This is a genomic window from Amycolatopsis sp. NPDC003676, from assembly GCF_053587275.1.
This window is the reverse complement of the sequence record NZ_JBSFNS010000169.1, coordinates 1-12,780: the sequence shown is the minus strand read 5'-3', so window position 1 is coordinate 12,780 and position 12,780 is coordinate 1. Positions and strand designations below refer to the sequence as shown.

Genomic DNA, 12,780 nt, shown 5'->3' with positions numbered 1-12,780 from the left:
CGTCAACGCCCTGTGGAACATCTTCAACTGGGCCGAGATCTCCAAGCGCTTCGACAACGCCGTCGCCGGCGGCAACGGCCTCCTGCTCGGCTGAGGCCCGCGGCGCCACAGGGGCCCGGCCTCGCCATGGCCGGGCCCCTGTTATTTCGCTTGACCTGGAGTGCACTGGAGGTGTGAGAGTGGAACCCATGGACGTCGACGCCTATCTCGCTCGCCTGGACCTGCCGGTGCCTCCGGCGGCAGACCTGGCCGCGCTGCGACAACTGCAGGAACGACACCTGATGCACGTCCCGTTCGAGAACCTGAGCGTGCACCTCGGGGAACCCGTCGAACTCACTGAAGAAGCACTCTTCGACAAGCTCGTGCGCCGCCGGCGCGGCGGATTTTGCTACGAGCTGAACGGTCTTTTCGTCGCCCTGCTGCGAGAGCTGGGCTTCGCCGCGACGCTGCACGCAGCTCGCGTTTTCAACGACGCCGGCGTGCCCGGCCCGCCGCTGGACCACGCCGCCATCCTCGTCCAACTCGACGACGAGCAGTACCTGGTCGACGTCGGCTTCGGCAAGTTCAGCCGGCAGCCGCTGGCGCTGTCCGCGGTCGAGCCGCAGAGCGACCCAGAGGGCGACTTCCTCCTCCTGGACGCCCCGTACGGCGACGTGGACGTCCTGCGCGACGGCAAGCCCGAGTACCGCCTTGAGCGCCGCCCGCGGCAGCTGTCGGACTTCGGACCGATGGCGTGGTGGCAGTCGACGTCGCCGCAGTCGCACTTCACGCAGACCCTGACCTGTTCCCGCCCGACCGCCCAAGGCCGAGTGACGCTGTCCGGCGACCGGCTGATCGAGACGGTGGACGGCGTGCGTCACGAGGTGCTGCTGCCGAACGACGAGGCCGTGCGATTGGCGTATCACGTGTACTTCGGCCTGCGGCTGCGCCGGTTGCCGGTGCGGCCGGGCGAGCATCCGCTCGGGGCCTCCGGCGACGCGCTGGCGACGTCGTGAGTGTTTGTCGCGGTTAGAACCGCGATGAACACTCACGACCCACTTGCTGAACGCCCTTGCCCCATCCGCCCCGCCCCCTGACCATGAACAGAGCCCCGCCTCCCGGGGTTCCCAGGTTGCGGGGCTCTGTCCGTTCCCGAACTGACTGCCGCTCCCACCACGAAGCGGACATGTATGAGGTTAGCCTAACCTCATCAACGGAAGCAAGACCGTCCCAGCGGAGACCTCAGTCTCACCCGCCCGAGTGACAACTTTCGGCGGCCTCCGCTGCCTCTGGCAGCCATTACCGCAGGTCAGACCCGTTCCCGGGGCAGAATCCGCAGGCCGTTGCCGAGCCGCCGGGGCAGCCGGACGCCGCCGCGCCGGATCAGGACCACCGCGCACACCACCGCCGCGATCGCCGAAATCGCGCCGCCGATGTAGAACGGCGACCGGCCGCCGAACGCGTCGGCCATCCAGCCGGTCATCGGCCCGCCGATCGGGTTTCCGCCGATCAGCACCAGCACGTAAATGCCCATCACGCGGCCGCGCATCTCCGGCGACACCGACGTCTGCACCAATGCGTTCGCCGTGTTCAGGAAGGTGATCGTGGCGAAGCCGAGCGGGATCAGCCCGATCCCGAACGCCAGGTACGTCGGCATGAACGCGGTCGCGAACTCGAACACCCCGAGCAGTGCCGCCGACACCAGCATCAGCCGCACCCTCGGCTGGCTCTTCACCCCACGCCTCGCCGATGCCAGCGCACCAGTGAAGGTGCCGACCGCGACGAGGGTCGACAGCAGGCCGTAGCCGTCGGCTTGGGTGTGGAAGACGTTCGCGGCGACGATCGGCAGCGACGTGAAGTAGGTGATGCCGAACGTGCTGACGAAGAACATCAGCACCATCACGGTCACCAGATCCGGCCTTCCGCGCACGTAGCGCAGGCCTTCCATCAGCTGGCCCTTGGCACGCGGGATCGCCGGGCCGCGGAACAGTTTCGCCGGGTTCATCAGCGCGACCCCGGTGATCACCGCGAGCGTGCTCGCCGCGTTCGCGATGAACAGCCAGCCGGTGCCGACCCAGGTGATCGCGAAGCCGGCGATGGCCGGTCCGACGATGCGCGCCATGTTGAAGATCGACGAGTTCAGCGCGACCGCGTTCGCCACCTGGTCGCGGCCGACCATCTCGGCGACGAACGACTGCCGCGTCGGCACCTCGATCGCCGAGGTCGTCCCGAGCATCACGCAGAGCAGGTACACGTGCCACAGCTGGGCCACGCCGGTCAGGTCGAGCACGCCGAGCAGCACCGCCTGCAGGCAGTTCACTGCCTGGATGAGCATCAGCAGCTTGCGCTTGTCGACGCGGTCGGCGAGCACGCCCGCCCACAGCGAGAGCAGCAGCGTCGGGATGAACTGCAGCGCGACCGCGACGCCGAGCGCCACCGGATCGTTGCCCGACAGCGTGAACACCAGCCAGTCCTGGGCGATGCGCTGCATCCAGGTGCCAATGTTCGAGATCACCTGGCCGCTGAAGAACAGCCGGTAGTTCCGCACGCGCAGCGACGAAAACATCGTGCGGCGGGACTTGGTTTCCGGAGATTCCGTGGTGGTCTCAGCGGCGGAAGACGATTTCCCGGCCGCTGCGGAACGGGGGCCGGGTGGAGCGGAACCGGACGGCGGCGGTGCCGTGTCCCGGGTAGCAGTGGATTGGGCCGGACATCCTGTTTCGCTACCCGTGGTGGTCACCTGTGCTAGTTCCCCGCCATCCTGTCGATGATCTCCGCGGCTCGGGAGAGCACTTCGAGCTCTTCCTCGCCGAGTTCGGCCAGTTGCCGGTCCAGCCACGCCTCCCGCACCGAGATGGCCTTGCGCACGAACGCGAGCCCGTCGTCGGACAGCTCGACGATGGCTTGGCGGCCGTCGGTCGGGTGCGGCCTGCGCTCGACGAACCCCATCTCCTCGAGCGCGGCGATGACCCTCGTCATCGAGGGCGGCTGGACGCCTTCCTTCGCGGCGAGCTGACCTGGGGTCAGCGGACCGCACTTGTGCAGGGTGGACAACGCCGCGATCTGCGTGAGCGACACGTCGTCCGCCACCCGCTGTGCCCGGAGCCTGCGGTTGAGCCGCACCACCGCGAGACGCAAGCGGCTCGCCAAGGAACGCTCGTGCGGGTCGCCGGACATATAGTTAGCATACCTCACGACCTGAGGTTCCGGTTTACGCCGGTCAGCTGAGTGCGGCCTCGATCGGCCCGACGGCGAAGTACGCGATGAACGCCACCGCGATCACCCACATCAGCGGGTGCACCTTCTTCGCCTTGCCGGTGACCGCCTGGATCACGACGTAGCTGACGAATCCGGCGCCGATGCCGTTGGCGATCGAGTAGGTGAACGGCATGACCACGATGGTCAGGAACGCGGGCAGCGCGATCTTGAAATCGGTGAAGTCGATGTCACGGACCTGCGCCATCATCAGCGCGCCGACCACGACCAGCGCCGGAGCGGCCGCCTCGACCGGAACCACCTGGTACAGCGGGGTCAGGAACATCGCGGCGATGAACAGCAGGCCGGTGACGACGTTCGCCAGGCCGGTCCGCGCGCCCTCCGCGATGCCGGACGCGGATTCCACGAAGACCGTGTTCGAGCTGGCCGAGCCGAACCCGCCCGCGGCGCCCGCGAGGCCTTCGACAAACAGCGCCTTGCCGACGTTCGGCAACTGGCCGTCCTTGCCGACCAGACCCGCTTCCTTGCCGAGGCCGGTCATCGTGCCCATGGCGTCGAAGAAGTCGGCGAGGACGAGGGTGAAGACCAGCAGCACCACGGTGATGATCGGCAGCCGGGTCCACGCGCCGAACGACACGTCGCCGACCAGCGACAGGTCCGGGAGGCCGACGACCTTGCTCGGCAGCGCCGGATAGCCGAGGTTCCAGCCCTTCGGGTCAGTGCCGTTCGACGGTCCGGCCTTCACGATCGCCTCGACCACGATCGCGAGCACGGTCGAGCCGAGCACACCGATCAGGATCGCGCCCTTGACGCGCTTGGCCACGAGAACCGCAGTGAGCAGCAGACCGACGACGAACACCGCGGTCGGCCACGAGGCGATGGAACCGCCGATGCCGAGCCCGACCGGCACCGTGGTGTGCGCGTCGTCCGGCAGCCGGCGCACGAACCCGGCGTCGACCAGGCCGATCAGGCAGATGAACAGCCCGATGCCGACCGCGATCGCGGATTTGAGCGCGGGCGGCACGGCGCGGAACACCGCGGTGCGGAAGCCGGTGAGCACGAGCAGGACGATGATCACGCCCTCGATGACCACCAGGCCCATCGCCTCCGGCCAGCTCATCTGCGGCGCGATGGTGACCGCGAGCAGGCTGTTGATGCCGAGCCCGGTGGCGATGCCGAACGGATAGTTCGCGACGAGGCCCATCAGGATCGTCAGCACGCCGGCGACCAGCGCGGTCACCGCCGCGACCTGCGGCACCGGGAGGATGTGGCCGAGGACGTCCTTGTGCGCGGACGGAGTGTCCGCCGCGAAACTGCCGATGATCAGCGGGTTGAGGACCACGATGTAGGCCATCGTCACGAACGTGACCACGCCGCCGCGGATCTCCCGTCCGGTGCTCGACCCGCGTTCGCTGATCCGGAAGAAGCGGTCCAGAGTGGACCCGGCCCGTTCGCGCTGCTCCGCCATTTCCCCGCCTGTCTCGCTGTTTCCGTCCGGGTAAACTCTGGTCCGTGGACGAACCGACCAGTGCCCCGGACGCTCCGGCCGCCTTGCGGCACACGCCGGACCTGCCGAAGCGGCTCACCGACCTGACGCCGGTGGTGATCGTAGGTACTGCGCTCTGGCTTGTCGCGCTTGTGGTGCTCTTCTTCACCAGCGGGGGCGTGTGGTTACAGACGTGTATCGCCGGGATCGCGCTCGGGTTCATCGGATTCGGGATCATTTTCTGGCAGCGCGCGGCGGCTCGGCGCGGGTCCAAGTCGGCGCAGCGGCTCTGACGGTCGTGCGTGTTTAGGCCGGTTCTAACCGGCCTTGTCACTCACGACGTCAGTTCAGCATCGTGCGCGGTGCGGGGTCTTCCAGCAGCGCGGTGATGCGGTAGCGCTCGCCCCAGTGCTCGCTCGCCCAGGCGAAGGCGCGCGCCAGCCCCTCGGACGTGTCGGCCGCGTGCAGCCGGTCGTCGGACCACCACGGCACCTCGGCCGTTTCGCCGTCGACCGACACGGTGAGCGGATCGTGCAGCAGCACGCCGCCGTCGGGCAGCGGGATGCCGAGCTGGTCCGCCGCCAGCGCGAGGGCAGGCAGATCCGCCCACGCGACGTACTCGCCAGTGCTCTCGATCTCGGCCTTGAGACTGCTCGCGACCGGGACGTCGAGGAGCTCTGCCAACCGCTCCGGCTCGACCGGCGCGACGATGATCCTCGCCGGTTCGAGCGCCGCCGCGACCCACGGCACGTCCAGGACTACGGCTTCCTCGACGACGCTCCCGTCCGCCGCACGGACTCGCGCTGGCGCGTCGACGTCGGACACGGCTATCGGCGCGGCCACCAACGCCGCGTGCGCTCGGGCGACCAGCCCCGGCGTCGGCGTGCGTTGCGGATCGCCGAGCCTTTCGAGCAGATCGGTGACGTCTTCCGCGGTCTCCAGATCCAGCCCGGTCCGGACACCGACCGCGCGGAGCAGATCGTCGCTCAGCTCAAGGTCTGGTACCGGGTCGTACAGCCCCGCCAGCGCGGTCGCCGAAGCGAGCCGCCACGCGCCGGGCGCTTCCCCGGCCAGCAGGGCGTAGCGCGCGAGCCACCACCCCGCGTGACCGTCCGGGCTGTGCAGCGCCTGCCACGTTTCCGGACGCGCCGCGATCAGCCGGAGGGCGTCGGGCCAGGCGTCGTCCGCGACGAGGTCAAGATCCCGAATGGACACCACCGTCGTCGGCGGCTGCTCGAACGAATCCCACCACTGCTCTTCGTCCGGCAGGTGATGATCGGGTTCGTGCGGCTCCTCGTCCAGCACGACCGCGAACGAGTCGAGCACCTTCGCCGCGACGAGCGTTTCGGTCGGCCAGTCCTCCGCGAATTCCTCGTCCAGCACGGAAAGCGCGCCACCGGGCTCGAACACCTCGGGGTCGATCACTTCCAGCAACGGCGACGTCGGCAGCATCAGCTCGTCCGCGCGTCGCCAGCCGTCCTCCGAGGGAAGCGCGAGCGCCCCGATCCACTCCGGTGCCTGGTTGCCGCAATCCGCGACCAGCCGAAGCACCGCACCGGCGAGGTTCATTCCGTCCAAACCGGACTGAGCGTCGGCGACACTGTGCTCTACCGCGTACTGCAGTTGTTCCGCTTCGAGCAGCTGCTGTGCGTCAGCGTGCTTGGCCCCCAACAGTTCCAGCAATTGGTGCACCGCCCCCGGATGCACCAGCCGGAGCCCCGGAACGTCCACATCAGACAGCAGTTCGCGAAGCTCGCTGCTGCCGTCGACGAGCAGTGCACCCTTGACGCCCGGCAACGTCCGCCCGTCCGACAACGGAACCGGCAGCCCGTCCAGCTGATTCGCGCTGAGCGCGTGGCTTTCGACCGCGACCGCCAGTGCGGCGTACAGCTTCTGCCACCAGTCGGGCTCGCGGTCGATGCCAGTGAGGACTTCAAGAACGTCGCCGATGCCGAGGATGTTCGCGGAGACCGGCTTGAGCAGTCGCGGATTCGCCTCGACCAGCCCCGGGATGACGTCCGCCAGCAATGGAGCCAGCCCGTCGACATCGAGCACCCGAGCCTGCTGGCCGGAAACTTCCTGACCGTCCACTGTGGCCAGCCACGGCTTCCGCGCGAGCTCGGCGTACACCAGCTCTTTCAGCTTCGCGTCCACAGTGGACTGCGGAAATCCCGCTGCAGGAACCAAAGCTGGCCGATGTTCTGCCTTTACCGCCCTGACCAGCTCGACATACTCGCTCGCCGCCTTCTCCAACGCACGAGTGAGCTCTTCTCCGGGAAGCACCCGCCGCCGAGACGGTTCCAACGGCACTTCCGCGATCAACCGAGCCGGAAGCGAAAGCCCCTCGTCGGTCGGCGTCGGCGCGTGCAGCAAATCTTCCTCAAGCGGCCGCGGAACCACTTCGGCATCAACCGGAACCGCCCAGACGCCGTGCTTCAGCCAGCGCTGGTGCCCGCTCGGCGAAGTGATCTCGACGATCTCCTCGCCGCTCCGAGTCCACTTGCGACCGTCCACTTCGGCCTCAGCGAGCCACGGCAGAGCGAGCAGGAGATCCTCGATCTCGTTCGCCAGCCCGTCGAGCAGCTCGGCCCCGGATTCCTTGAGCGGCAACCGCACCTCGGTGACAAACCCGTCGCTCGGCTGCTCCGCGATGGGAAACGGCAGCCGCAAGACTGGAACGTCGCCGTCCCGCCCGGATTCCTCCCGGGTGCGCTGCGCCGAAAACGCAACCCCACCGGAAGTAGAGACGACTCGAGGCTCGTCAGTGACGGTGAGAACGGCCGCGAACCCGACGCCGAACCGCCCGACGGTCCCTTCCTTGGCCGACGCCCGCAACGAAGCCAGCGATTCGACCCCGCGGACGTCCAACGGCGCACCGGTGTTCGCGAACCGCAACTCACCGTCCACAACGGACACCCGGATCCGCCCCGGTTCACCCGCGATCTGCGCGGCGTCGGCGGCATTCTGTGCAAGCTCGACGAACAGCCGATCGCGATACGCGCCGACGCGAAGGTCGCGCTCGGAGTTGGTGTCCTCGATGAAGCGGGTGGGCGAATCGCGCCAGGCGCTCAGGACCGCTTCCCGCAGACGGACTGTCCCGAACGGATCAGCCGCTCCCCCAGCGACTTCGCTCACCGGAGGACATCGCTCCCGTCGGAGTCGCCGTGCTGCTGCTCGGAGTTCTCTTCGCCGTCGGCCGGAGCAGCGTCCGGCGTGACCGACTCGACGACAACCTCAGCAGCAGTACCCGCCGCCGAACCCTCGACCGGTGCCTCGCCCGCAGCCTCAGGAACGGTCTCGGCGGGCACGTCAGCCGTGGTGTCCGCAGCTGCATCCGTCGTCGCGGTCTCCGCCGCAGCCGGCTCGGCGGCGGTGTCCGCCGCCGACTCCGCAACCGGCTCGGCAACCGTGTTCTCCACCGGCTCCTCGACCGCAGCCTCAGGAGCAACCCGCTCGGCGGGCACGTCAGCCGCTGCCTCTGCGGCTGCATCCGTCGTCGCGGTCTCCGCGGCGACCGGCTCAGCGGCAGCCGACTCCTCGGCCGCAACCTCAGTCCCGGCTTCCGCCGCAACCGGCTCAACCGCGTCCGAAGTTTCAGTCGCGTCCGAAGTCTCGACCTCGTCCGAAGCTGCCTCCGAAGCCGCAGCCTCCTCAACAGCCACTTCCGCAGCCGCCTCGGGCTCCACCGCTGCCACCGTGGCCGTCTCCTCAGCCGCAGCAGCCGCCGCTTCCTCCACCACGACCGGGTCCGCCACAACCTCCGGCTCCGGAGCCGCCTCCGGCACCGGCGTGAAGTCGATCAGCGAATCGTCGTAAACCAGCTCCGCGACCGGGACCGAGGAGGTCACCTCGACTCGCACCTCTGAGTGCGCCCCGCACCCGTACGCCACGTCCACGACATGCCCGTCCGCGGGCGCGATGTCGTTCGTGCACGCCCCGAACGCACCGCGCAGCGAACCCGCCAGCGGCACGAAGAAACCGCAGGTCCCGCAAGTCGCGGGCGCACTCCGGGCCATGTCCGAGCGCGGGCCGAACTCGCCGCTGTGCCAGCGGGCGGCCGCGTCCGCCCGGCCGTAGCGCGAGAGGACCTGCACCCGGCCGAGGCCGACCTCGTGGGCCGCTTCCTCGACGGCCGGGTCGTCCGACTGGAGGTACGCGGGCGAGAGGCGCGGGTCGTCTTTGTCCGCGGGGAACAGGTCGCCGACGCCGAGGTCGCCCGCCCGCACCCGCTGCTCCCACGGCACCCAAGCGGGCGCGACCAAGGCCTCCGGGCCCGGCTGCAGCACCAGTTCGCTCACCGTGACCGGCTCGTCCGGTCCGGCCACCGCGACGGTGACCGACCAGCGCCAGCCCCGGTACCCGGGCACCGACGCCTCGAAAAGGTGGCTCGCGGAGACCGCGTCCTCGCGCTCCACCCCGACGTGCTCGCCGACCTGTTCTGCGGGGGCTTCCGCCAGCACGGCCTCCCGCGCGACCGCCACGGCGTCCGCGAGCTTCCGGTGGAGAGAGCCGTCGTCCAGGGTCAACAGCAGCGTCATACCCCCAATTGTGCCGCACGCATCCGCGCCGCCCGTGCCAGGCTGTTCCTCGTGCGAACCCGGATCGTCTGGCCCCTGGTGGCCGCTGCCCTGCTCGGCGGATGCGCGGGCACTCAAGCCACGCCCGCCCAGCCCGAACGGCTCACCGTCCAGGTGCTCGGGACGCTGCCGCACGACTCGACCGCCTTCACCGAAGGGCTCGAGTACTCCGGCAGCACGCTCTACGAGAGCCGCGGCCTCGAAGGGCAGTCCTCACTCACCGCTGGCCCGGCCGGCGGAACTCCAGCCAAACAGGTGACAGTTCCCTCGCCGTTGTTCGCCGAGGGCATCACGGTGCTCGGGCCGAAGCTGTGGCAGCTGACCTGGCGCGACGGAATCGCCATCGAGCGCGACTCCCAGACGCTCGCCGAACTGCGGCGCGTCCATTACGACGGCGAGGGCTGGGGTCTCTGCCACCAGCCCAACGGGCGGCTGGTGATGAGCAATGGGTCGTCGCAGCTCACGTTCCGTGATCCGCAAACGTTTGCGGTCACCGGTTCCGTCGAGGTCGGCCAGGATCAGCTGAACGAACTGGAGTGCGTCGGCGACTCCGTCTACGCAAACGTTTGGCAGACCGGCACCATTCTGCGCATCGACGCGAATACCGGACGGATCACCGCGAAGATCGACGCGGGCAGACTCCGCACGCCGACCCGGCCCGGCGAGGACGTGCTGAACGGCATCGCCGCGATCCCCGGCACGGACGAATTCCTCCTCACCGGGAAGCTGTGGCCGTCGTCGTTCCGCGTGAAGTTCGTCCCGGAAAATCAGCGAACCGGCACGTGAGCGGGCGGCGCGGGACCCCGATGAGGCAGGATTGAACCGTGGCACTCTTCAGCTCGCGCTCCGGTTCCGACAGCCCCCTCGGCGGGCAGTCGGGCAAAGGCCGTGGGAAGAAGAAGCGCCGCTGGACTCCCGAGCCCGGCGCGGCGCAGGCCCGGTCATGGCGCGACACCCCGCCGACCCGGGTCGATCAGTCCGTTGACCAGCGCGTTCGCCAGGCTCCGCCGCAGTACGCGCCGGAGCCGCCGAGGGCCCGGCCGGAGCGCATCCCGCCCGAACCGCCGCGCGGCCGCCCGGCCGAACCGCGCACCGAGCACGTCGATCAGCGTCCTCCCCGCGGCTATCCCGGACGGCCGGAGTCGCGCAGCGCGTTCTACGACGACGCGCCGCCGTTCCACCCGAACGCCGAAGAAGCGCCCACCGGCGCGGTCCCGATGGGACACCGTCCGCCACCGCCCCCGCGCGGCGCCCGGCCGTATCCGCCGCGCGAGCACCGCGGCGAGCCCAGCCACCCTCGGCCGTACGAAGACCGTCCCGGCAGCGCCGGTTACGAGCACTACGACACCGGCGGCTACGCGGGCGAGCCACGCGTCGAGGACGAGCAGGACGAAGGCTTAAACACCACTGCGGTCCCCGGTGCGGGGTCGGTTCCGAAGCTGCCGAAGAAGCTCACCGTCACGCGGGTTGCCGCACTGCGCAGCCGTCAGCTGAGCGGGCAGGCGATCGGTGCGTTCCAGCGCGCCACCAAGGCGGACGGCGCGGACAAGTCCGGGCTCACCTCGCTGATGTACGCGGTGATGCTGAACTACGCCAGCGACGCCGCGATGGCGATCGCGCTGGCCAACACGCTGTTCTTCGCCGCGACCAGCGGCGAGAGCAAGGGCAAGGTCGCGCTGTACCTGCTGATCACGATCGCGCCGTTCGCGCTCGTCGCGCCGGTGATCGGCCCGGCGCTGGACCGGATCCAGCGCGGCCGCCGGCTGGCGATGTGCGTGTCGTCGCTCGGGCAGGGCCTGATGGCCGTGGTGATGGCGCTGCACTTCGACGACTGGCTGCTGTACCCGGCGGCGCTCGGGATGATGGTGCTCTCGAAGTCGTTCACCGTGCTTAAGGCTGCGGTCACGCCGCGCGTGGTGCCACCGGAAATCACGCTGTCGAAGACCAACGCGCGGATCACCGTGTTCGGCCTGATCGCGGGCGGCGCGTTCGGCGCGCTGGCCAGCGGCGTGAGCGGCCTCACCAACTCTTCCGGTGCGCTGTGGTTCACCGCCGCGATCTGCGTGGCCGCAGCCGTGCAGTCGATGCGGATCCCGTCGTGGGTCGAGGTGACCGAGGGCGAGGTCCCGACGTCGCTGTCCGCGCGGCCGGAGCCGAAACAGAAGCGGCAGCGCCAGCCGATGGGTCGGCACATCGTTGTTGCCTTGTGGGGCAACGGTTCCGTCCGCGTGCTGACCGGGTTCCTGATGATGTTCGCCGCCTTCGCGGTGAAGGCGCAGACCGAGCACGCCGGGCACAGTCCGTTCGTGCAGCTGCTGTTGCTGGGCATTATCGGTGCCGCAGCAGGCGTTGGCGGATTCGTCGGCAACGCGCTGGGGTCGCGGCTGCACTTCGGTTCGGCGGACCAGGTGATCGTGGCCTGTGTGGCGGCGTGTGTTGTGACGACGTTGATCGCGACGCTGCTGCCCGGCCTCGCCACGGCGGCGATCGTCGGCCTGATCGGCGCGACGGCCAGTGCGCTGGCGAAGATCAGTCTCGACGCGGTGATCCAGGAGGATCTGCCGGAGCAGTCGCGCGCGTCGGCGTTCGGGCGTTCGGAGACGGTGCTGCAGCTGTCGTGGTGCTTCGGCGGCGCGGTCGGGCTGCTGCTGCCGCCGACGTATTGGATCGGCTTCCTGACCGTGACGCTGTTGCTGGCAGTCGGCCTGGCGCAGACGTTCCTGGTGCAGCGCGGCGGTTCGCTCCTGCCCGGTCTCGGCGGCAATCGCCCATTGCGCCCAGAGCCGACCGGCAGCTTCCCCGCTCCGGGGCCCGCGCGAGGCCGCCGGTAATCTCGGGCCATGCGACGTTCCCGGGTGGTGGCCGTGCTCGCGGCCGGTGGTTTCGCGGTGGCCGGCTGTTCCGCGCCGGGCCCGGTCGAGGTGACTTTCTACGGCGACGGGCACACGATCACCGCCGCCCCGATCGGCAACTGCGACATCAAATCCGGCGTCTGCGCGGCCAATCCCGGCGCGACGGGCAAGCTCAAGGTGCGCCCCGGCCGGTCGGTCCAGATCTCGGTGCCGAAGGAAATCGCCGAGACGCCCTGGAAAGTCACCGTGCAGTACGTGAACGGCAAGGGCGAGCCGCAGCCGCTCAAGGAGGACATCATCACCTCCCGCGACCGCTACGCCTATACCGCGACCCCGCCCGCGAAGGACGACCAGATCGTGGTGGTCGAGATCGCGCAGGCCTCGGTGATCAGCCGCACCGGCGACCCGAACGACGCGGAAGCGGTCACGACGGCGCTGTGGTCGCTGCAGGTACAGCCTGCCTGATTTTCTTCGCACAGCAGTGAAGGGCTCCGCGCCGGGATTCCCGCGCGGAGCCCTTCACCGTTGTTCAGGCCGAAGCGATGGCGCGGCCGATCACGGGTCGAGATCGCGCGGGTGCGGATCCGCCGGGCGACCGCCAGCGCGTGCTCCGGGTCGGCGGAGAACACCGAACCGTTGAGGCCGTAGTCCGAGTTGTTGGCGATGGCGA

10 protein-coding genes and 2 pseudogenes are annotated in these 12,780 nt (G+C 69.4%); 6 read left to right on the top strand and 6 right to left on the bottom strand.

The features are described 5' to 3' along the window. Together ACWDNU_RS42750 and ACWDNU_RS42745 are read left to right on the top strand one after the other, a co-directional pair. Window positions 1-94 (top strand): annotated as a pseudogene (locus ACWDNU_RS42750) (superoxide dismutase); the annotation flags it as partial. A 94-nt stretch (window positions 95-188) separates the two neighbouring features. Next, window positions 189-995, top strand: a complete 807-nt coding sequence (locus ACWDNU_RS42745; protein WP_370933806.1) for an arylamine N-acetyltransferase family protein — start codon at window positions 189-191, stop codon at window positions 993-995. Between the two features lie 293 nt (window positions 996-1,288). Here ACWDNU_RS42745 and ACWDNU_RS42740 read toward each other — a convergent pair whose 3' ends face one another. The 3 genes from ACWDNU_RS42740 to ACWDNU_RS42730 all read right to left on the bottom strand — a co-directional run bounded on the left by ACWDNU_RS42740 (window position 1,289) and on the right by ACWDNU_RS42730 (window position 4,663). Further along, entirely contained in the window at window positions 1,289-2,545 is a 1,257-nt protein-coding gene (locus tag ACWDNU_RS42740) for an MFS transporter (RefSeq protein WP_354750596.1), read from the bottom strand. A 179-nt stretch (window positions 2,546-2,724) separates the two neighbouring features. Further along, window positions 2,725-3,156, bottom strand: a complete 432-nt coding sequence (locus ACWDNU_RS42735; protein ID WP_009083883.1) for a MarR family winged helix-turn-helix transcriptional regulator — start codon at window positions 3,154-3,156, stop codon at window positions 2,725-2,727. Between the two features lie 43 nt (window positions 3,157-3,199). Then, window positions 3,200-4,663, bottom strand: a complete 1,464-nt coding sequence (locus ACWDNU_RS42730) for an NCS2 family permease (protein WP_370933804.1) — start codon at window positions 4,661-4,663, stop codon at window positions 3,200-3,202. An 83-nt stretch (window positions 4,664-4,746) separates the two neighbouring features. Between ACWDNU_RS42730 and ACWDNU_RS42725 the strand changes: the two genes are divergently transcribed. After that, window positions 4,747-4,974: a DUF2530 domain-containing protein gene (locus ACWDNU_RS42725; protein WP_037361579.1), complete on the top strand. Its 228-nt coding sequence runs from the start codon at window positions 4,747-4,749 to the stop codon at window positions 4,972-4,974. A gap of 49 nt (window positions 4,975-5,023) precedes the next feature. Here the strand turns inward: ACWDNU_RS42725 and ACWDNU_RS42720 are convergent, their stop codons facing one another. Together ACWDNU_RS42720 and ACWDNU_RS42715 are read right to left on the bottom strand one after the other, a co-directional pair. Further along, window positions 5,024-7,816, bottom strand: coding sequence for a sacsin N-terminal ATP-binding-like domain-containing protein (locus ACWDNU_RS42720; RefSeq protein WP_449673050.1), 2,793 nt, complete (start codon window positions 7,814-7,816; stop codon window positions 5,024-5,026). Further along, a complete protein-coding gene (locus ACWDNU_RS42715) occupies window positions 7,813-9,219 on the bottom strand; it encodes a DUF3027 domain-containing protein (protein ID WP_449673049.1) in 1,407 nt (468 codons plus the stop codon). Before ACWDNU_RS42715 ends, ACWDNU_RS42720 begins: the two co-directional genes overlap by 4 nt. A 51-nt stretch (window positions 9,220-9,270) precedes the next feature. Between ACWDNU_RS42715 and ACWDNU_RS42710 the strand changes: the two genes are divergently transcribed. The 3 genes from ACWDNU_RS42710 to ACWDNU_RS42700 are packed head-to-tail and all read left to right on the top strand — an operon-like array spanning window position 9,271 to window position 12,575. After that, complete coding sequence (locus ACWDNU_RS42710) at window positions 9,271-10,044, top strand: glutaminyl-peptide cyclotransferase (protein ID WP_370933801.1); 774 nt, start codon at window positions 9,271-9,273, stop codon at window positions 10,042-10,044. A gap of 38 nt (window positions 10,045-10,082) precedes the next feature. Beyond that, window positions 10,083-12,089, top strand: a complete 2,007-nt coding sequence (locus ACWDNU_RS42705; RefSeq protein WP_449673048.1) for an MFS transporter — start codon at window positions 10,083-10,085, stop codon at window positions 12,087-12,089. Between the two features lie 9 nt (window positions 12,090-12,098). Continuing rightward, window positions 12,099-12,575 (top strand): DUF2771 family protein, encoded by a 477-nt coding sequence (locus tag ACWDNU_RS42700; RefSeq protein WP_370933799.1) that lies wholly within the window; start codon window positions 12,099-12,101, stop codon window positions 12,573-12,575. Window positions 12,576-12,694: 119 nt separating this feature from the next. Here ACWDNU_RS42700 and ACWDNU_RS42695 read toward each other — a convergent pair. Beyond that, window positions 12,695-12,775 (bottom strand): annotated as a pseudogene (locus ACWDNU_RS42695) (hypothetical protein); the annotation flags it as partial. Window positions 12,776-12,780 lie beyond the last annotated feature (5 nt).

Excerpts from the sequence above, each read along its gene's own strand:
- ACWDNU_RS42745 (WP_370933806.1), top strand. The coding sequence starts at position 189 with ATGGACGTCGACGCCTATCTCGCTCGCCTGGACCTGCCGGTGCCTCCG.
- ACWDNU_RS42740 (WP_354750596.1), bottom strand. The coding sequence starts at position 2,545 with ATGTTTTCGTCGCTGCGCGTGCGGAACTACCGGCTGTTCTTCAGCGGC.
- ACWDNU_RS42735 (WP_009083883.1), bottom strand. The coding sequence starts at position 3,156 with ATGTCCGGCGACCCGCACGAGCGTTCCTTGGCGAGCCGCTTGCGTCTC.
- ACWDNU_RS42730 (WP_370933804.1), bottom strand. The coding sequence starts at position 4,663 with ATGGCGGAGCAGCGCGAACGGGCCGGGTCCACTCTGGACCGCTTCTTC.
- ACWDNU_RS42715 (WP_449673049.1), bottom strand. The coding sequence starts at position 9,219 with ATGACGCTGCTGTTGACCCTGGACGACGGCTCTCTCCACCGGAAGCTC.
- ACWDNU_RS42700 (WP_370933799.1), top strand. The coding sequence starts at position 12,099 with ATGCGACGTTCCCGGGTGGTGGCCGTGCTCGCGGCCGGTGGTTTCGCG.